This window comes from Actinacidiphila guanduensis, assembly GCF_900103985.1.
Taxonomy (GTDB): Bacteria; Actinomycetota; Actinomycetes; order Streptomycetales; family Streptomycetaceae; genus Actinacidiphila; species Actinacidiphila guanduensis.
Genome location: NZ_FNIE01000027.1, coordinates 23,213 through 44,623 on the forward strand (window position 1 = coordinate 23,213; position 21,411 = coordinate 44,623).

10 protein-coding genes are annotated in these 21,411 nt (G+C 64.4%); 1 reads left to right on the plus strand and 9 read right to left on the minus strand.

The window, feature by feature from the left end:
* Positions 1-248 precede the first annotated feature (248 nt).
* The 9 genes from BLR33_RS34895 to eccD form a co-directional block, all read right to left on the minus strand.
* Positions 249-9,386 carry a WXG100-like domain-containing protein gene (locus BLR33_RS34895; RefSeq protein ID WP_143031805.1) on the minus strand — a complete coding sequence of 3,046 codons (9,138 nt, stop codon included), beginning with the start codon at positions 9,384-9,386 and terminating at the stop codon, positions 249-251.
* Positions 9,387-9,430: 44 nt separating this feature from the next.
* The gene (locus BLR33_RS33330) at positions 9,431-9,739 is read right to left on the minus strand and encodes a hypothetical protein (RefSeq protein ID WP_093788623.1); all 309 of its coding nucleotides are present in this window, start codon (positions 9,737-9,739) and stop codon (positions 9,431-9,433) included.
* Complete coding sequence (locus BLR33_RS33335; RefSeq protein ID WP_176930749.1) at positions 9,732-10,127, minus strand: YbaB/EbfC family nucleoid-associated protein; 396 nt, start codon at positions 10,125-10,127, stop codon at positions 9,732-9,734. The genes BLR33_RS33330 and BLR33_RS33335 overlap by 8 nt, the downstream gene beginning before the upstream one ends.
* Before the next feature lie 73 nt (positions 10,128-10,200).
* Entirely contained in the window at positions 10,201-12,726 is a 2,526-nt protein-coding gene (locus BLR33_RS34900) for a hypothetical protein (RefSeq protein WP_143031806.1), read from the minus strand.
* 70 nt (positions 12,727-12,796) lie between these two features.
* A complete protein-coding gene (locus BLR33_RS33345; RefSeq protein WP_093788629.1) occupies positions 12,797-13,270 on the minus strand; it encodes a hypothetical protein in 474 nt (157 codons plus the stop codon).
* A 38-nt stretch (positions 13,271-13,308) separates the two neighbouring features.
* Positions 13,309-13,593, minus strand: a complete 285-nt coding sequence (locus BLR33_RS33350) for a WXG100 family type VII secretion target (RefSeq protein WP_093788631.1) — start codon at positions 13,591-13,593, stop codon at positions 13,309-13,311.
* 25 nt (positions 13,594-13,618) lie between these two features.
* Positions 13,619-13,990 (minus strand): hypothetical protein, encoded by a 372-nt coding sequence (locus BLR33_RS33355; RefSeq protein WP_093788633.1) that lies wholly within the window; start codon positions 13,988-13,990, stop codon positions 13,619-13,621.
* A 163-nt stretch (positions 13,991-14,153) separates the two neighbouring features.
* Complete coding sequence (gene eccB / locus BLR33_RS33360) at positions 14,154-15,617, minus strand: type VII secretion protein EccB (RefSeq protein ID WP_093788635.1); 1,464 nt, start codon at positions 15,615-15,617, stop codon at positions 14,154-14,156.
* Positions 15,618-15,656: 39 nt separating this feature from the next.
* The gene (eccD, locus tag BLR33_RS33365; protein WP_245771842.1) at positions 15,657-17,054 is read right to left on the minus strand and encodes a type VII secretion integral membrane protein EccD; all 1,398 of its coding nucleotides are present in this window, start codon (positions 17,052-17,054) and stop codon (positions 15,657-15,659) included.
* A 338-nt stretch (positions 17,055-17,392) separates the two neighbouring features.
* Between eccD and eccCa the strand changes: the two genes are divergently transcribed.
* On the plus strand, positions 17,393-21,391 hold the full coding sequence (eccCa, locus tag BLR33_RS33370; protein ID WP_093788637.1) for a type VII secretion protein EccCa: 3,999 nt from the start codon (positions 17,393-17,395) through the stop codon (positions 21,389-21,391).
* Positions 21,392-21,411: the final 20 nt, after the last annotated feature.

Below are 21,411 nucleotides of genomic sequence, written 5' to 3' on the forward strand. Positions count from 1 at the left end.
GCAGCCATGACGCCTATACGCCGGTGCTTCCGACCGATAACCATTTGAACCCCTTACAACGAACGACAATGAACGATAGTGGTCCACTCCGCCGGCAGGCGATCGAACGGACCGGATATTCTGATGGCAAACGCAACCGACGCGCCTGCCGCCAGACCGACCAGTGCGAAGGCGACAGCACCACCAACTGCGATCGTTCCTATCCTGATTAGCAAATCGCGAAACCATCTGGTTTTTACCACTCGCCATCAGAATGGGCGATACGTACCCCATGCCGGATTTATCGATTGGCCACGCTCCCTCCCCTGCTGAATCCCCTCCGGAGAGGCCACGACCACCCCCCCTGAGTTTATACCCCAAGGGGTGCCAGGAGTGCCGGTAGCACTGGAGGAAGGGATCCCCTCAAAAGGCGGAAGATAGATGCTTCCCCGCTCAGAATGAAGTTGCGCTCGGTGTCGGTGAACCACATCTTTCGCTCTCAAATTATCCATGGACTGCCGCTCCACATGGTTGACGAGAATCTTTTCGATCCCTTGCGCCATCAATCGATTGATTTCCGTCATCATGGCCTCATGACTATTCAGCAACGCTTGCGTATTTTTCGACTCGTCATCCGATGGCATCCTTCTGATGGAATCGACGGTGTTCTGCCTGTGGGCCGGAATAATCTCTCGCTCAAAGAACCTCTCCCCGTTCCACTCCCATACGTGAAATACCACCTCTCGAACCAGACCACTTTCAATATTCCGGCGTATGATCGGCCATTCGAGCGTCGTCAGTACACTTTTGTCGTTGATTCCGCTCAAAATATCCGCCCTCACCGTTCCGCGCAAATTCCCCACGTAACGACTCGAAAGCTTCTCCCACAAATGCCATAGGGCAGGATTCGGGCGCCCTGCCGCCAAACTCAGGCCATTAAAAAGGTAGCCGCCTATTGTGCCTTCCAAGTAGGTGCCATCGTGGATTATCGAATCCTTCTCGGTATGCCAGGTGTTGAGTTTCGACCAGATGTGTCCATGACGGACCGCCCTGCCGGCCTCGGTACCGAGCCTGGACCACCAGGCATTCGTTCCATCAAACGGGTTCCTGGCATACCATCTGTACGATACTTCCATTCCCCGGAAAACATCAATCCGATCGAGCATCTTGTCGATAGCATATTCATTGACCTTCACGCGGCGGAGATTGACAAATTCCTCCATGTTGACCAGGACATCATTCAAAGCCAGTCGGAACTGCTCATCCTGCCGCAAGAACGGGAATTCTCTGACGCGATTGCGGAGCGATTCTCGCGCGCGGTGGAAGGTCGCCTGCGCTTCGGCTCCAGGATTTCCACCCATGGGCCCGGCATACTTTCTTCCTGCAAGAACCGTATTTTCAACGAGTTTCTTCTGGTCTTCCAGCGATCTCGTTCGCTCCTTTTCACTCAAACCGGAATATGCGAGTTTGATAACCCCGTCCATGGTTCCAAGTTCTTCCGGAATCTCACGCCTTACCAGGAAGAGCAGCTGCTGAGCGTCGGCCGGGGCATCGCGCTCAAACTTCTGCCATTCCTCGAACAGTGGGTGCTCCGGATCGTCCTGTGTCATGGCCTGTAGTGCTTCGGAGCGCCTACTGCCAGGAATATTCGCCAGCCACTCCAATACTGTCGCCGGGTCCTGTCGACCTGGATACGGCATGTCCACCGTGGTAGGGGGCGTCACATCATCCGCCCCCGCCATGACGCGGGCGATCAAGTCGCTCAAATCAGGGCCGGTATCAGGGCGCGATGAGGCGTGGTCCGATTCGGACTCGGCTCGGAGCGAAGCTGTTCGGTCCCCCTCTGAGGAGTGGAGTTCGCGGTAGAGGCCATCACCGGGAACGCGGAAATAGCGAGCAAGGTCGACGGCGAGATGAAATCCCTGGGCTTCGTCCGACGTGCTCATCACGTCGGCAACAAGGTGGATCATGGTGTTAAGGGCGTCCTGCTGGTCTCGCGGAAGCTCCGGAAATATTCTCCTCAGGTCGTTGTGCACCGTTGTTGCAGCGACCGCATCAGTGGCGCGCGAGACATGGAAGTCACGGTCACCTGCGTCCATTGACTGCAGTCGGTCGTTTGCGTCCTTGGTCTGGCTTAGCCAATAGGATGATTCCCATGGCCGCTCGGGGCGGGAGAACGCCGAATGGCTGGCGACGCTCCAGGCAATCCGGTTTATTCGCTGCGGACGTGTCAGGGCACCGTCTACATCCCATTCATCCATCACAGCTGTGACAGCGTCCCGCGCACGGCTGAAGGGTGTGTCCGAAGCCTTCTCCCGTCGACGTTCCCTCGATTCGTCAACGTTCATCCCGCCATTTATCGACTCCCTCGACTGCGGGTCATCCTGTCCCCTTTCTGCCGCTGCCGACCGATCGGCCGACGTGTCGTGGTACGAGTTGGGATGCGCCGTCTCGTCCGCTGCCGTCGTGGTGGATGGATCAGGATCAATCAAAATCCTTTGAGCGTCGGACAGGTGATCATCAGAATTTCTGATTTCGTGCACGTCTTCGGCAATTTCCGTCGACTGCCGATCCTCTGCTGCATCGGGCACCTCGAAGACGGTTTGCAGCCCGGTCCTGTCGCCGGCTTGCGAACGAGGTCCGCCAGGACGCCTACGTCCGGCTCCTGCGGGAACGGCAGCGGTCTCAGCATCCCTGGTGACACCCGTAGGACGCCGAGGACGAGGGCCATTGGGGGCAGAACGACGCAGTCGGCCCGTGGCGTGTAGATCTTCGACGCCACGCCCGGCTTCGCTCGGACCACCATCAGCGTCCTTTCCGCCCAGGACACCGCTCCCGCGTCCCGCTCCGGGGTGACCGCCCGGAGGACCGTCTGCCGGTCGGCCGGGCGACGGGAGCGTAGTACTGGGATCGGTCTGGACGGAGTCTGCCGCAGCGACTTCGGAGTCTTCTCCGAGCGGGTCTGCGATGTCCGCGTCCGCCCGGCTCAACATGTCCTTGAACTTGTCCGGAGTGATTCCTTGACGGCGGCTGCGCCGCAGGGCGGCCGCCTCGGGATCCGGGCGTATGTGCAGGATGTAATCCGGATTACGCTGGCCGAACTCGGCGGCTACCTGCATATCGGCGTCCGCTACCCCCAGCCGGCGCTGTTCCTCGGGTGTCATGGGTCGAGGATCCGCCCAATGGATACCGGTGCCGGAATACCTCTCGGGCAGCGAGTCCTGGATGGTTCGGCTCGCCCTGGTCGGAAGGCTGTCGCCAGAAGAATGCGGGAGCGTCCGGGGATCATACACAATACGTACGTTGATGTCCGTGTCGGACCTGTCGCGCAGACTGGTCAATTCCTGAACAACACGTGGGACGTCGCGACGCCAGTCGGTGCTGTCCATTTGTATGGCACGGGTCCGCACCAGATACTGCGGGTTATCGTCTTCTCGCGAGGCAGCGGGATCCGGCGTCAAGGCGGGTTTCACAGTCTCTTCGTCGGCCCGACGTCCAGGACGTGCGCGGGGGCCTGCCACCTTGTTCCGGCCGCTGTCCGACCGGGGATCACGCGCGGGTCGTGACGCCGCCCGCCTGGCAGAAGCAGCCTCTGCCCCGCTGGCTTGCCCGCTCGGGCGGCCCTGCGGCACCGGGGAATCGCGCTCGTCGGTCGTCAGCTGTTCGGGCACGCGCTGCTCCACCCGCCGCGGGGGGCTGGCGTAAGGGGTGAAGACGTCAGCGATCTGACGCAGATGGTCATCGGTGAGTACGAGGGGGTGCTCCAGACTTTCCGGGGTGAAAGCGCCCATGAGGCTGGCGGTGCCGGGGTCTGTGTGCGGGTCGGGTCTGCCGCCGGGGACGAGCAGCACCCGAGGATTGACGTGGTCGTCTCGAACGCCGAGGCCGTGGATGAGCTCGTGCACGTGCGCCTCGGAACGGGCATTGGCGTACCAGACGTTCTGCACCATGTCGCGCCTCTCAGGGACGCCCGGCCTGAGGGTAACCGTGCCGCCGGCGGAGGCTGTGGCGGGTTCGTCGACGAACTCGACCTGCACGTGGAGTACCGGACCGTCGTCTACCCTGAAGCCCGGCAGAGGCAGGCGGTACCCCGGACGATTGATCAGCGCGTCCACCGTCCGACGCATGCCTTCCTTGAACGCGTCCACTTCAGAGCCCGTCGTCCCGTCGGGGACGAGGTGAATCCGGCGGTTGAGGTACAGGTGACCTGCCGGATCCGTGTCACTGCTTTGCCAATGCCACGCGTAGCCGACCTGGATGCGCTCACCCGAACCGGGCTGGCGCCTCATCGAGGGCGCTGCGTCCGTACGCGGCTCCAGACGGTAGGCCTCGCGTGATGGATCGTCACCGCCGCCGTAGGGCAGCCAACGATCGGCCTCCACCTCACCCGACGACAGGTGAACCGGAGGACTGCTGGGGTCGGCGGACGGCGGACGCAATGACAGGCCACGAGTCGGTGCCGCTTGCTCGGCCGACGGGCTCACATCGTGGGTAACGGCCGGCGCGTCGTCGAACCCCTCGTCCGCGTCCTCTTGGGCCCGCTCCTCAGCTCCTGACTGATGGTCTCCGGGCTCCCAGCGCACGGCGCCCGCAGCTGCATCCCATACCCCTGTCCGCTGATGCTGAGCGTCGTAGACGCTGACCACCACAGCAGGTGGGAGGGCCCCGGTGAAGGCAACTTCGGATTCATGCCAGGACCACTCACCCGCCGGCTCGATTTGTTCAAGACTCGCGTTGACGTCCACGCCAGTCCGCCCGCTGCCCACTGGATTACGCGCCGGCCTGACCTCATAGCGATATCGAGCACCGTTGAACCACAGATCTGCATCATACGTAGTAGAAACGTACCGCCCGCTACCTTTGCTCACCTTCCTCGCGTATTCGTACAGTGTCGTCAGCCTGCCATTGCCGCCCGGCAACAGGCCACCCGAAAAAATGACCGCCGGATCCGCACTGCTGAAATGCCAGAGGACGTCGTCGGGCTTGCTTTCACGTATGCCGCCGTCCGCGATGTCGTCCGGATGGACAAGCGAGTAGTCGACGGCAGGAGGATCGTCAGCTCGGTAGAGATCACTCCCGTGGCCGGCCCCGGGTACGTTCTCGCCCGACGGCGGCCGCTCCACCACCGAGACACTCCGAACGGTGACGGGCCGTTCCTGTTCTTCCGTGACGTCGGTGGCCGATGGTTCCGTCCGTTCGACACGAGCGGGCTGACCCGCTGACAGTGCCGGGGTTACTTCGTCGGAAGACGGAGAGGACAGAGATGACTGAACGCGGTCCGGCGACGCCGAATCGGCGGCTCCCTGATCACGGGAAGCAGAGGAGTTGGAAGCCAGGACATCGGCCACGTGGCGGGCGACGTCATTTCGCGCGAGGACGTGGTCATCTGCGGTGCTGTGGGATTCCTCGGCGCTCCTGGGGGCGAAACGGCCTCCTCGGTCGGCCTCGTGGTCGAGCCAAGCGGCAGTACGGAGATCCTCGGGGCCGAATCGCTCGTGGAAGGAGGTGAACCAGTCCTCACGGGTGCTGTCGCCAATGCGCGTGGCATCGTCCTCGGAGAGTTCCTCGCGGGCTGCGGCCTCGTGGAAGAGCTCGGCCCAACGGCTGACGCCGCTGGTGGCGTGGGCCTCGAAGGCGAGGTGTCGGGCAAGGTCGGCGTCAGCGGCATCCGACGTCTCGTGCTGCCACTGCTCGGTCGCCTGGTCAAGACCCTCGGAGCCGCCCCCGCTCTCCCCTCCTGCCGAGTCGGCGAAGATGTCGTCGAACCGGGCGGCGATGCGGTCGTGATGGCCGGTGACGAATCTGTCCACTGCGTCTGCCGGCAGGCCCGGGGCGTGTTCGGCAGCGTATCGGCGGGCGGCATCGGCTGCCCTGTCCAGAACGACCGTGCGTGCGACACTCATTGCGATCCGGTGGCGAACCGCCTCTTCGGACAGCACCTGGGCGGTTGCCTGTTCGGCGCCCTCCGATGTACCGCCGTCCCGTGACCACGCGTCAAGGCGACGGTGTGCTTCATCTCCCAGTGCACGAGCGGCCTCCCGCTGGGCAGCGAGGCCGGCATCGCGCCCAGGCAGCCCGAACTCCTCACCGAACCGGTCGCCAAGCCCGCCGAGCGCCTCCCGCCAGCCGCCCTCAGCCTGTGCATGTACGGCGTCCACAGCCTGACGGGCGGCACCCTCTTTGGCCAGTTGCAACGGAACCGCTCGGCGCAAAGCCTCCAACCGCAACGCACGGCGCTCCTCCCAGGAGCCGGTGCCCTCCGGGTGAACACCAGCCGCAGAGGAATCCGCGAAGTCCGCGGATCGATCTGCCGAGCCATCGGAGTCGGGCGCTGATCGGACTGCTGGATCTGCGGCCTCGTGTGGCGCACGCCCCGCATCGACAGGAACACTGCTCGTGGCAGGCCGGTGGGTGCCGGACAGGTCGCCGAAGACCGCTTCGTGGTCGCGGGCGAACTCCCTTTCCCACTGAGCCCTCAGCCGCTCCCGCCCGCCAGGGGAAAGAACGCCTTCGGCGCCTGCCGGATCGACTGCGGCCTGTGCCGACAGGCTCACCGCGGACTCGGTGGCCACGGCATGCTCCCCGGCAGGCGCAGCCACATGGTCGAAGACGACCATGGCCTCGGCACGGCGGATCTCGGCATGCGCAGCACGATCGAAGAGACGGCCCAGTTCGGGAAGAGCCCGGTCCATCGCCGTGTCGGCAACCCGCTGCAACACCTCGGCGCTGGGTACCGGCTGCGAACGGTCGAACCGCTCCCCCAACGCACGCACCCTCCGCGCGAACTCATCCCACGAAGCCTGATACGTCCGCCCCGATAGCTCGGGATCTGCTGCCACAACCTCGTGCGATGCCCGCTCTCCCACCCCATGCGGTGCAGGCGACCCACCGGGTTTGCCCCAAGACGCGAACAGATCGTCGAACTGCTCGCGCACATGCTGCAGACTCACCTCGACAGCTGCCCGCACCTCGAAATCACGGCTCATCTCCGCAACCGTCGGCCTGACCGTACCCCCGGAGCTACCGAAGGCACGGTGCGCATCGGCAGCCTGCGCACGCACCTGCGCGCGCACTTCCTCCGACAGATCGCCGCGCCCAGCGGACCAATCACGGAAGGCGTCGCCGAACTCCCGTCTGCCGGTGAAGTTCTCCGCGGCATCGGCCAACATGTCGTCCCGCCGGCCGGCCGCTTCCTGCTGAACACGGTGCCATCCCTCGTTCCCGCCCCTTCCATCACGCGCCGCCCACCCGGGGGACGGTACGAACGCCTGTTCCACGCTCCCCAACGCGAACTCGTTCCCGCGTGGCTCGCCACCCGCAGTACCTTCCCCCACGTGCTGCGCAACGGCATCGTGCCGCCCGGAACTCCCGCCAGAAGTCCGCACCCCGGCGGGCACAGCCGGGCCGCTACCGGGCAATGCGTCCGCGTCAGTCTGCGCGTCGACCGTGCGTACTCGCCCGCTCTCCGTCTCGGGCCGTTGTTCCCTGGACGGCACAGGCTCTCCGCGTCCGGCAGCGCCACGGACACCGTCATCCCCCGCCACGGTCAATGGCCTGCCGGCCGACGGCAGGACACTCTCATCCGCCTCGGCAGCCCGCCTGCTGCCCGGATCTCCCTCAAACCCTCTCGAAGTCCCTGCATCGGCGGACGCCCCGGCAGGCACACCCCCTTCAGTCCGCGGCACAGCGCCCGGACCCGAACCTGCGGATTCTCCCGAATTCTCCGGCACCGCCGCCGTCCGGGCACCAGAGATCTCCTCGGCGTCCGGTCGTCGGCCAAGAAGAGAACCCAGCGACGGCACCGTCACATCGATCTTGCCGCCCAAACGCTCTGAGAGAGCATCCAACCCCGCTCGCCCCAGATGGCCCGCGACGCCCATTCCAGCGCCACCCATAAACGAATCGAACCCCGTCTCAAACTTATGATTCGGGCCGAAGATCAAATTGTAGAACCCGGTGGTCAGCGTCATATTCGCACCGCCGGACACTGCAGTCGTCAATACCGCCGCGGCCTGCTCACCCCAATCGATCCCTGCCGACTTGGCCATCTGTGTGACCACCCGATCCGGCAACCCGTGCGACAACGCACGCACCGCTTCCTCACCCCCCAATTCCGCAGCAAAGGGACGAAGGACCGCCGACAATTCACCCTTCAACTCATCGAATCCCTTACGTCCCCAGCCCTCTGCGAACACCTTGCCGAAATCCCTGCCCACCCTTCGCGCCACATCATCACCCAACACCGGTCCCAGATGCCGCGCAAAATCCTCACCCACTGACGTTTCCACCGCATGCACCGAACCCATCAGCCCACTGCCCAACCGCACCCGCGGATCCGGCACCTCATCGTCCTCACGCACCGACTTGCCGAGACCCTCCTCCCTCAACTCCCCCTTCCCCCCACCCCCGTCCACCAACGTCCCCTCCTCCGACACCACCCTCACGTCGTCCCGCACACCCTCCTTCAGGGCCCCACCACCAGGAATCTCCTCACGAGCAACCACCTCCGGCTCCCGCACCGCAGCCTCGGCCTCCGACCCCGCCGTCTCCCCGACATCGTGTCCGAACCCATTGGTCAGCCCACGCGTGTCGCCGAGCGACTTACCCAGATCCCGACCCAGATCCCGACCCACATCCCCACCCGAACCACCCAGATCCCGACCCAGATCCCGACCCAGATCCCGACCCAGATCCCGACCCAGATCCCGACCCAGATCCCGACCCATAACCCTACCCAACCACGCGCCGAACTTACTGCCCAACGGACCCAGCACACCCCCCACCACAGCACTGATCGCCCCGAACTCGATCGCCTGCAACGTACTCCCGAAATTGAACTTCTTCCCGTCCCTGGCATGCTGAATCCCCTGAATCAAGAGATCCATCGCCACACCCGTCATCACACCCAGCACCACGTGCCGCGCCAAAGACTTAAGAAACTGCTCGATGATCAGCCGCAGGGTGATCCGTGCCACCGCCTCCGCAGCCGCAGCCTCAGCCGGAGCAGCCCAATTGAAGAACGCCGTCGCCGCGTAATACGCCAACTCCGCCACCAATTGCACCAACGTACCGATGATCATCCACTTCATGTACTCCAGCTGATCACCGGTATCCCGCGCAAACTTCGCAAGCTCTTGCGCCCCCTCCTTCGCTACCCCCAAATAATTCTTCCCCGTAACAAAATCCGCCATCCCCGCCAAAAAAGCATCCGCCGCCTCACCCTGAAAATCATCCTTGATCGCCCGGGTCAACGACGTGACCAAATCCGCCAACTGGTCAAAATCGTCCGCCGACGCCTGGTACAGATCCGACACATGTCGCAGCACATCCTCATTCCCCTGCGGCCACTCCATACCAGTCAACACCTTGAAGAGACCGGCAAGCCCAGAAGGAAGCTCAATCGCCACGACAAACCACCCCTACAGCACTACGACGCGAACGAACGAACGAACTACCATTGCGACGCGACCGTAGCCGCCTCATCCTCGGTCTTGGAAAACTGATCAGATGCATTCTTGCCACTGTCCGCAGTGTTGGCAAAGAACTCACGGACGCGATCGACCAAGTCGCTGAGATTCTGCGTCGCGTCGTCTACCTGCTTGTGGTAGGCTTTCGCATACTCGTCACTCTCACCGCCGCCCTTTTTGTTCTGATCATTGATTTCCTCGATCTTCGACTGCAGATCTCCTGTCACGTTGGCGATGTCGTCGAACTGCGTGAACCGCTTCTTGAGATTGTCATCGACCACCAGGTCAGCCATCGATCCACTCCTCTTCGTCGTCGGTATCGGTTCCTGCCTGCGGAGCAAGCAATTCGCGCAACGGGCCGACCATCCGGTCGAGATCCGAGCCCCCGGTCAATACCGACCGGAGCGCTGAACCGCCATTTTCCAGCGGAGAAAACAGCCCGCGAATCTTCTCCGACAGTTCTTTGCGCGCAGAATTGATGGTCTCCACCAGCACGGCCGACAGCTGAGCCGGGGCCATAGCCGCGTAGTCGGTGGAGTGGAACTGTATGTCCTTGAGTTCGCCTTGCCCCGTCACCGTCACCGTCAGAATGCGGTCCTTAGACCGGACAGACATCGTCGCGGCAATCGCTTCAGTCCGGGCCGCATCAAGTTTCTCCGCGTATCCACGCATCTCAGTCATGACCTCAGCCAGGCCGTCAGGATTCCCCGATGTCATTTCCGGATACGCCTCTCTGCCGACAGTACGTCCACGTTCACCGTCCGATCACCCCCGGAGTGGCAGTGCTCGTGCCCCAGGTCTCCTCGTCCTCGGTCACCCATGTCTTACGGGCACCGGCGCCGCCCCCCGTGCCGCCCATACCCCCCGTCATCGGCGGGATCATCGGCGGTTCGCTCTCCGTTCCCGCGCCCCCCACGGTGGCGACGCGGCCGAGCATCGACTCCTCCTGTGCGGCCTCCTCCAGAGGTAGAGCCGAGTTCTCGGCTCCCGGCTCATCCAAGACCGCCGGGTGCGCGTCGTCCAGGACTCCCTCCGGGTCCAACAGCGGCTTGTACTCGTCACTGGTGCCGAAGCCTCTGGTCAGCTGCCGCAGTCGATCGGGATCCATGCCATTGGTGCCGCCGGAAACGACCGTTCCCCCGGACCGCAACAACCGGCCCAGGTCAGCCGGTTTCAGAGACTCACCACCATGGCTGACGACTACGCTGCTCCCTGGATCGAAGGCGCCCGAGCCACCAACAGCAAGTGGCTTGGGCATTCGTATGTCCCCACCTGTGTCCAGGTATCCGTCGGAGTCATTGCTTGAATCCCCAGGAAACAGTTGCTCAGCACCAGGTTGAACGAGCGAAGATCCCACAGGTACCTTCAGCGGCTCACCGTTTGGGCCCAAAACCGGCTTCCCGTCCGGACCCACCACGGACCCATCCGGACGGACCGTTGAACCCGCCGGCACAGTCACCTGAAGGCCGTCTGGTCCTACGATCGGCATCCCGTTCGGGCCGACCACCGCATCGGACTCCGGTACGTAGAGGGAACTGTCCGAGGTGATTTTTGAACCCGGCGGGAACTTGAGCGGTTTCCCGTCCGGACCCAGAACCGGCTTCCCATCCGGACCGACCACCGACCCATCCGGCCGAATCACCGAACCTGCCGGCACATCCACCGGCTCACCATCCGGACCCAGAACCGGCTTCCCATCCGGACCCAGAACCATTGCGCCAGGTGCCGAAGAAGGATCAAGACCATCCGAGGTGATTTTTGAACCCGGCGGGAACTTGAGCGGTTTCCCGTCCGGACCCAGAACCGGCTTCCCATCCGGACCGACCACCGACCCATCCGGCCGAATCACCGAACCTGCCGGCACATCCACCGGCTCACCATCCGGACCCAGAACCGGCTTCCCATCCGGACCCAGAACCATTGCGCCCTCGGAGCCACCGAAATCGCTGGGCGCCAGACCACCGCCGTCACCAGTGAACAAGGAGCCGGGCTGAAGAGGACCCGACTCGCTCCCGGGAACGAACCCGCCCTGGCCGTCGTCCGAACCATTGCCACCTGGAGTGTCACCCGGGGCATTAAATGCGTAGGATCCGGGCACGCTTGGAAATCCAGGATCACTGGAATCTGTCGGATAACCAAGGCTGCCAATGTCTGGTATATTTCTTGTCTCTGGAATATTCTCCGATGGATCTCCTTCGTTGCCAGGGTCCGGCAAATCAACGTGATCCGGGACCTGTACCGGGCCCTGTCCCGGTCCATCAGGTGTCTGCTGTCCCAGATCAGAGCTCGATGTTTTCTCGGGCGGATCATGGAACTCTGTCGGCAACTCCATGCTGGCCGACGTGTAACTGGTGTCCAACTTCGACAAAAAAGCCTTCGCGGCATCGTCCAGCGGAGCAAGGTTGTCGATCCACTGTTTCTTCGCGTCCGCCTCGAGACTGTCCCAAAATTCTGTAGTAGAAGGGTCCCCATACTTCGTCATCTTCGTAATGATGTGCTGATCATTCCTATTGTTAATATAGTTCTTACCCTTCCATATGCGCGTGACACCAGAGTTCACAGCATTCATGAACGAGTCGAATAGAATTATTCGTGGATCACTGATCGTAGCGTCGTTGCACCAGTTAAACCAGGCCTGCCCAAGGTTTTGGGCGGCACTCTTCATATCCTCGCCAGTCGCATTGAGTTGGCCGGAAGTGTCCTTCTCGGTCAACTGGTCTCGAATGCCCTGCATGTCATGACACATGGCAATTATCTTTGATTGGAATATTCCAGCCGCCGTACCCTGAAAATCACTGTCCGCAACGTCGATAGCATTGGCCCAGCCGGTGAATGCTTGTATCCAATCGGCCAACATCGTACGGATTCCGTCAACCATATCGGCCGCATACTTCAGACTGTTCGGACTAAAAACATCATTCTCAAATGATCCGCCCATCAAATTGGGAAATATTTTTGCGGGAATATCGCGGAATTCAGTCCAAGGCTTGGTCTCGTCCCTGAAGTCCGCAGAAAAATTTGCCCCGATGACGTACCACCATGTGTGGTGATGCATTTTGTCAAAGCCACTAACGTAACTGGTACTCCAGTACAGATCACGGAAGATATTGACGCCATGCCAAACGCCGGCGTAGTAACGGGAATCCGGGTCCAACCACGAACTACCCGTCACGGCATCTCGGCTAGGCATGCCTGACGAGTCCGATCCGGAACCGTCGCCCCCGCCGTCGGCCGAGTTCGGGTCCACGAGCCTGACTGCCTGTTCGTACTCACCTGCCAACGGATGCTCCCCATTTTCGAGTTCCGTTCTTCGCTCCAGGCCGCACTGCGGCCTGGAGCGAAGAACGAGATCACTGCGATATGCTTACGTTCGACGTTGACTGGTTACCGGAGCCGTCAAGCGAAAAATTTGCAAGATCAGCGTTCATTTCGCTTGCGGTAATGTTCGCACTATCCTCCCCTTTGTCGAGCGTGTTGTCCACGTATTTGCAGTCCTGTGAAAGGATCTGACCTCCCGAGAGAAGCCCCTGGATCTTCTCGGACAACGCCCCGGTGAAAGTCGCGAAGTCTTTCTGGAACGTAGCAATCGGCGCCTGCTTACTGTTGGGGTTGCCCAGGAGCAACTGGTTGTAGTTCCAGTTCTCGTCGTGGCCCAACTGTGGTGATCCGGAGAGATAGGCTGCGAGTTCGGCTACGAACCGGTTGTGCTGAACGTCCCGGACGAACGGATCGAGTTTATTGGCGGCGAAGTCCTTCAGGTAAGTGTCGGTGATTTTGAGGGTTTTTCCGCTGGACGACGAGTCGCCTGATTTTTCCTTTGCCATGCCGTGTCCTGTCTCGAATTGTCGGCCGGCCGACAGGCTCAGAACTGATTGGCCGCGGCGGCGTCCGACTTCTGGTGGCCCTCGATCATCTCCGACAGCACCTGTGAACCCTGCGCCAGGCTGGCACGCATCTGTGCCTCCAGTTGATTCACCTGTCCCTGGAACTGCTGATAGGAGTGCGCCGCCTGACCGACGAACTGCTGTGCGAATGGAGCCAGCTGCTGCTGCAGATCTTCGAGCTGACCGTCGATCTTGGTGCTTGCCGCCTGCATGTCCTCGATGGCGCGGATGGCGCCGTCGTACTTGAGGTTGATGTCCGCCATGGGAATTCTTCCGTTCTTTTGTGGGTCAGCCGCGCAGGGCCTGGAAGACGGCATCGTCACCAGAGGTGCTCTGCCATGCCGCCGCGTTCTGGTGGAGTTCCTCTTCCGCGCGGCCGATGGTGCCGTGGGCCGTTTCGAGATTGGTCCGAAGCTGCTGGACTGCGGCGCTCACCCCTTGATAGGCGCTGATCCAGTCGTTGATCTTTCCCTGGAACGTGGTGCTGGACTGGGCTTGGTAAGAGCTCGCGATGTCCGAGCGAATCTGGTCCACCGTGCTGCCCATGTTCTTCATGAACGCGGTGTGGTCGTCCAGCAAGGAAAGTGCGTGCTGGACGGCCTGGTCATCGGTCCGCAGTGTCTGCGCTGCTTCGGATGCACTGTTGATGGGAGTCGTCATGGCGTTCTTCCTTCCGGGACCGCCGCCCCTCGGACGGGGGACGGATGCGGGTGGTGCGGCGTAGCGCGTCGCCTGCCGTTGAGGCTAGGCCGCGCTCACGCGCTTCGTGTGGTGCCGAGGAATGTGCTGCCCTTTTGGTTTGGAGACTCCGCCCCTCCACTCCTCAGCTGACGCAGGGAACAGGTGTGGTCCGTGGGGGCACCACACCGCCATTGGCCAGCAGTTCGGGGTCAAGGCTCGGGCCGGTGGGCAGCAACCCCAGCACGTTCGTCGGCAACGTCATTTCGTCATCCGTGGAGTAGCCCAGGCGAGTCACCACGACGGCTGAGGGGATCGGGTACTTCACCCCGTCGTCCGTCACCAGATAGGGCGTCACCGCCTTACCGCCCGACGATGCGACGGCCGTGACCAGCGCACCCGACCCCGGTTGCACCGCAACAAGGTCGGCCGGGCGGCAACTGGCCACCACACCTGGGCCCTGCCCGGGCGCCATGGTGTCCTTTTCCACCGGGGCCTGCCTGACTACTCCGATCCTGCTGCTCAACTCGTTCTGGTGGGCGTCCAGTTCGACGCAGACTGTGTGTCCCGACGGCACCGCCACCACCTCCGGCGGTTTCGCAGGCAGAAGGGACGCCAGGTTCGCGAGCGGCTCGGGCGCGGGTCCGGGCACCGCCGCGCGGGCCAAATCGGCGGGCCCGATCCGTCCCACTGTGACGGCAGCGCCGCCATAGGCGCCACTCTGTACCCGGGGGTCGCCCAGGTACAACGCCGTGAGCGTCGCCGTCAGCGGTGCGAGACCCTCCCGGGTCAGCAGGTAGTGGTGCCCGGATGCGTCCGCGAACACCTGCCCTACCCGGGTGGCCCGCCCGGCCAGCGGCGGACCGCTCGAGCCGAGTCCTGGCACCTCCGGAGTGGCCAGGTCGGGGCCGGCCGGCACTGCGTCCAGGAAATCCTCCGACACGGGCACCGGCGTCAAAGCGGTGTAGCCCAGCGCACGCGCCTCGGCATGGCGGCTTCCCACCGCCAGTCTCCGCCCCTGCCAGAGCAGCCACAGGGCACCGTCCGGGGTCTGCACCAGCACTCCCTGTGCATCCGATGGCCCCGGTCCGGCGACCGGCAGACCGACTCTCAGCACCACTCTGCTGGGTCCACCGGCAGTGGTCGGCGGGAGGACACATGTTGTCCAGCCCCGGCGCTCCAGCGCTCCCGGCCGAGGCAGGGCGTCCGGCGCACCGACGATCCCGACGGGCGCACCGACCGGCGCGCCGCGCAGCGACGCCGACTTCACTGCCTCGAGCTTCATGGAGTCGCCGGCAACCAGCCGCGCCGACGCCTCGTTGAGGACAGGGTGCAACTCGCCCTCGACGTAGAGGTAGCGGGCCCCCGAGTCCTCGGCGAGCACAAAGGCACCGTCCTTGCGCCATGCGGTGTTGCCGCCTGGCACGACGAAGCCGTAGATGCCGACGACCATCACACCGACCAACCCGAGGACGAATCCGAGCGCCATGCCGCGGTTCGTCCGACTCACCGGTTGATCAGGATGGGAAGGATCCACCCGCAGAACTCCTGCGCTCAGACGCCCCATCACAAAGGAGTACGCCTGAATCTGGTCACGTCGCGACTGCAACGATCGCCTCCTGTTTCCGCGTCGGACTGTCGGCGGAACTCAGCCGCCCAGACCCCGCGCGTAGTGGTAGAGCCCGAACACCCATAGCGACACCGGCAGCAGGCTGACGGCGGCCACCGAGTGCAGCACGTTGGTCAGGTGCGCCCAGTGCGGCAGGAGGCGCCGGCCCGGCACGGTCCACGACGCCACCATCAGGCAGCCCGCGACCGCCATCACGACGGCGAACTCCACCAGCCGCCCCGACGTCGGAAGGGCCGTTCCCAGCCGCACGGTGAAGAGCGCGGCGCCGTAGAGCCCAGGTGCCACCAGGGCGAGCCGTGGCCAGATTCCACCGAGTCGGCCACCGTGGAGGAGTCCCAGGAGACTCACAACGGCCATCAAGGCCAATGTCGACGTCTCAAATCCGCGCAGCATGCAGGTAAGACTGACCGCGACCAATACGCCGACTGCGGCATAGAACGCCTTCGCGTAGGCGTCGACGGCTTCGCTGCGCGCCTCCACCTCCGTCGCGTTGTACGGTTCGATGCCTTCCTGGAGCTGGTCGGCGTTGGCAGGCAACGGTGGCAGGCGCAAACCGGACAATCGAAAGGCCACCGCGGGCACGAACGCCGCCATGACGACCGCCAGCATACAGACCAGAGCCGCGGCGTGGGCCAGCGGAATATCGAGGGCCAGCACCATCACTCCTTCGACAGCCAGCACCACGTCCGCAACGGCCGACGCAAGGAAGAGAGGCGCGCTGGAGCCCACTGCGGCAAGTGCCAGCGCGGAGGTCCCCGCGGCGGCGGCCCCCGCCGCGAGTAGCCGCGGGCCCGTCATATCGGCGCCGGCGCTCGTGGGTGGCACGAGAGCGCCTGCCAGCGCCACGAAAGGCACCGCTGCGGCTCCCAACGCGGTGCCCACGACGGCGTCGCCCATTGCCCTCGACGCTGCGGCCGCACCAGCCAACAGCATCAGCGCGCTCACCGCCGCGGCGACAACTCGCACCTGATGCGGACCGCTCACACACAAAAGTCCCAAGCCGGCCGACACGAACATGAGCAACGCCGCGATCAGCGTCCTTCGTGACAGGTCCGCGTTCCAGGTACCCGAGCGTCCGGCGAGATTCTCCGCGAGTCCATCCACCAAATCGTCCAGGTGAACCGGCGGGAGTGCCGCACGCCGCGGCCGTAGGTACAACGTCTCACCATCGCGCACTCCCAGCGCGTCCAGGGTGGACTGCTCGTCCAGGGGTGCGCCGCCCAGCCGTTGCACCACCCAGCCCCCGTGCACCACCCCGGTCTCATCGAGTCCGTCACCCGCGTAACCCACGAGCGACGGCAGCACGTCCATCAACTGCAGGTCAGAGGGCACCGCGAGTTCCACCGTCCGCGCCGGGGCACGAACGGTGAGTCGGCACAGGTCGCCCATCGCGGTCGGCGGAACGGCGTTCGCCATTTTCGGCTCCTTAAAGACCCATCAGCGCGGCTGAAATGCAGCCGGGCGCCGCGGTCATTGTTCAACGCCGCAACCGCCTGGCAGGGCGTCCTTCCTGATCCGGGGCAGCGCGCTGCCCGAACGGTTCGCGATCCGTGAACCTTTGGCTCCGGAACCGCATCGACGGCTGCTGGTTCGTCCCGTTGCCCGCTCCGTTCGGGAACACTGGCCGCACCACCCGACCGCGACCGCTGCGGCGGACCACCGGTTGCGGCACGTCCATGCGCACCTCAGCATTCCGCTCTGCCGGTCCCTATCCGGTCTTCCGCGCGACGCCAGAACGAAGCGAGGGCGCAGCGTTGAGCGTCACCCTGTTCCGTCGGCCGCCGCGCCGCCCCGGGCCGGAGATGCCGGAGGGCGAGCTGCAACTGCAAGAGCCTCCCGACCTGCCCGAGCCCCAAGGGGGCATGTCGGGCATGCTCAGTTATGCTCCGACTGCGCTTGGCTCACTGTCCATGGTGCTGGTCTTCCTGCGGCCCGGTTCCAGCGGTGCCCTGACCTATGTGGCGATCGGCATGATGGCCGTCTCCGCGATCGGAATGGTCGTCAGCCAGACCATGCGAGCCTCCAGCGACCGCAAACGCAAAGTGCAGAGCGAACGGCGCGACTACCTGCGTTATCTTGCCGGCGTCCGCAAACAGGTACGCCGTTCGATCGACGCGCAGCGCACCGCTCAGGCGTGGCATCACCCCGAACCCGTCGCTCTGTGGTCGTTGGTGCGTACGTCCCGGCTGTGGGAACGCCGCGCCTCCCACCCGGACTTCGGGGAGTTGCGCCTCGGCAGCGGTGAGCAGGCCCTCGCGTTGAAGCTCTCGCCTCTCACCACCAAGCCGGTCGAAGATCTCGAACCGCTCAGTGCTCACGCGCTGCGCCGGTTCATCCGCGCATACGGCACCGTCCCCGATCAGCCGGTCGCCGCCTACGTCCGCGCCTACGCCCGCGTCCTGCTGGACGGCGAAGGCGAGACCGTTCGGGCCATGATCCGCTCGGTACTCTGCCAGGCTGCCGTATTCCATGCACCGGGGGACCTGCGGATCGCAGTCGTCACCGACGCGGACGGACAGGGGGCATGGGAGTGGGTCAAATGGCTGCCGCACGTCCTGCACCCTTCCGAGAGCGATGGAGCAGGCCCCATCCGTCTGGTCACCGACAGCGCGGCCAAACTGGAGACGCTGCTCGGTGCCGATTTCGCCGGCCGTCCCCCGTTCGACCCGGACGCCGCGCCCAGCCGCGATGAGCCGTATTTCCTGCTCGTCCTCGACGTCAATTCCGTTCCCGCCTCCAGCCGCATCGCCACCGATGGCTACCGCAATGCCACAGTCTTCGACACGCGCGGGGCGCTGGCATGGAAAGCCGAACGGCGAGGGCTGAGGCTGCGCGTGACGCCGGAGAACGTGGACATGGTCACAGACGACCGGCAGGGACACGAGGCCACTGTCACCCTCGGTCGGCCGGACGTCATCACGACTGCCGCAGCGGGGAGCCTGGCCAGGCTCATCGCCCCGTTCAGGCTGACCGCCTCCGCGGAGAGCGCCGAACCGCTCTCGGCGGATGTCGAGCTCAGCTCGATGCTCGGGATACCCGACATGCGCCGCCATGACGTGCGGCAGTTGTGGACCCGATACGAACGATCCGCCCAGGACCGGCTGCGTGTCCCGCTCGGTTTCGCCTCCGACCGGACCCCGCTCGTGCTGGACATCAAGGAGTCCGCCGAGGGCGGCAACGGCCCGCACGGCCTGCTCATCGGCGCCACCGGATCGGGTAAGTCCGAACTGCTGCGGACGCTCGTTCTGGCCCTGGCGCTCACCCACTCCTCGGAGACCTTGAACTTCGTCCTGGTCGACTTCAAGGGCGGTGCGACGTTCCTCGGCCTTGACCGGCTGCCGCACACCTCCGCGGTCATCACCAACCTTGCCGACGAGGCCTCCCTCGTGGCCCGCATGCAGGACGCGCTCCAGGGAGAGCTGGTGCGTCGTCAGGAGTTGCTCAGGTCCGCCGGAAACCACCGTTCCGCGCTCGACTATGAACAGGCCCGCGCCAAGGGTGCTGACCTTGCACCGCTCCCGAGCCTTCTCGTCGTCGTCGACGAGTTCAGCGAACTGCTCTCGGCGCACCGCGAATTCATGGACCTGTTCATCATGATCGGCCGGCTGGGGCGATCACTCGGGGTGCATTTGCTGCTGGCCTCCCAGCGGCTCGACGAAGGCCGTATGGGCCAGTTGGAGTCCCACCTGTCGTACCGCATCGGTCTGCGGACATTCTCCGCGATGGAGAGCCGAGGTGTTCTCGGCGTGCCTGACGCTTACCAGCTCCCGTCGTCTCCGGGCAACGGGTTCCTGCGGACCGACACCGCCACCTTGACCAGGTTCAAGTCCGCATACGTGTCCGGCCCGTACCGGATGCGCGACCGCGAGGCCGAACAGGCTGTCGCCGCAGGTCAGATCGTTGGCTACACCACTGAGTACGTCGCCCCCCGTCTCCCGATCTCCTTGCCGCCGGAGCCGGTGGGAGAGGAGGCCGACGAGGACGCACCGACACTCCTGGCCGTGGCGACCGAGAGGATCTGCGCGGTGGGAAGTCCGCCCGCCCGCCAGGTCTGGCTGCCGCCGCTGAACGTGCCCCCCACTCTCGACGAGCTGCTGCCCCGGCTCTCGCGTTCCGGGCACGGGCTCCTGGCCGAAGAGCGCAGCCGTGTGTTGACCGTGCCTGTGGGCATTGTGGACCGTCCTTTTGAACAGCGCAGGGACCCGCTCGTCGCCGACCTGTCCGGCGCCGGGGGCCATCTCGCGGTGGCGGGAGGTCCGCAGAGCGGGAAGAGCACCCTGCTGCGTACCGCCATCTCAGCCCTCGCCCTGACCCACTCGCCACGCGAAGTGCAGTTCTACTGTCTGGACTTCGGCGGCGGCACGCTCGCCGGCATGGCGGGGCTGCCCCACGTGGGAGGTGTGACGGGGCGCTTGGACCCTGAGAGGGTAGGCCGCACCCTGATCGAGATCAGTGCGCTGATCTCGCGCCGTGAGCGGGAATTCGCGGCGCACGGCGTCGATTCGATGACCACGTACCGGGCGCTGCGTGCGGCGGGCGACCACGATGATCCGTACGGTGACGTCTTTCTCGTTATCGACGGCTGGGCCACCGTCCGCCAGGACTTCCCGGACGCCTTGCCGCTTGTAGCCCTTGTCGCCGCGCGTGGCCTCAACTACGGCGTCCACCTCATGATCTCGGCCAACCGTTGGGGTGAATTGCAGTCGTCGGTCCGTGACCAACTCGGTTCCCGGTTCGAACTACGCCTCGGCGACCCGGTGGACTCATTGATCAACATGCGAGCAGCTACGGGGGTCCCCCACATCCCCGGCCGCGGGCTCACCGCCGAACGCGCCCACTTCCTCACCGCCCTGCCTCGCATCGATGGCAGCGGTGACGCGGCCACGCTTTCCACCGGGCTGGCCGACCTCGTCGAGGCCGTCAGTACGGCCTGGCCCGGTCGCAAGGCCCCACCTGTGCGTATGCTCCCGCTGGCCTACCCCGCCTCGGACCTGCCGGCCCCCGACGGTGACATGCGTGTGCCGTTGGGTATCGAGGAGAACGAACTCACCCCGTACTGGCATGACTTCGAGTATGCGCCGCATCTCGTGGTGATCGGTGACGCCGAGACCGGCAAGACCAATCTATTGCGGCTCATCGGGCAAGCCATCGCCCGGCGCTACACCCCTGCGGAGGCCCGGGTAGCCCTCGTGGATTTCCGCCGCGAGATGTACGAAGCGCTTCCGGAAGCCCAGCGGCTGGGATACGCGGTCTCGGTGGACGTCATCCGGGACATTGTGCGAGGTGCAGCCCGCGCCATGGAGTCCCGCCGCCCTGGGCCGGACATCTCGCCTGCGCAGATGCGACGGCGAGACTGGTGGAGCGGACCGCAACTGTTCTTGATCATCGACGACTACGAAATGGTCGGCGGCTCCTCCTCGGACAGCCCGTTCGCGCCACTCCTCGATTTCCTGCAGCAGGGCACCGAACTCGGCCTGCATGTGGTTGTCGCCCGCAGTGCCAACGGTGCCGGCCGCGCCATGCTGAGCGACCCGTTGCTGCGGCGGCTGATGGAGGTCAACACCCCGGCAATCCAGCTGTCCTGCCCTCCTGCCGAAGGGCAGATCATCAATGGTGTGAAGCCTCGTCAGTTCCCGCCGGGCCGCGCTCTTTACATCACCCGCCGAGGCACGCTGCAGCTCCAGACGGCCCTCGTCGACGATCCTGCCGCCGATCCCGGGCTCGTTACCGAGCCCAGCGGACGGGGCCAATGATGGCAGCGGGTCGCAAGAAC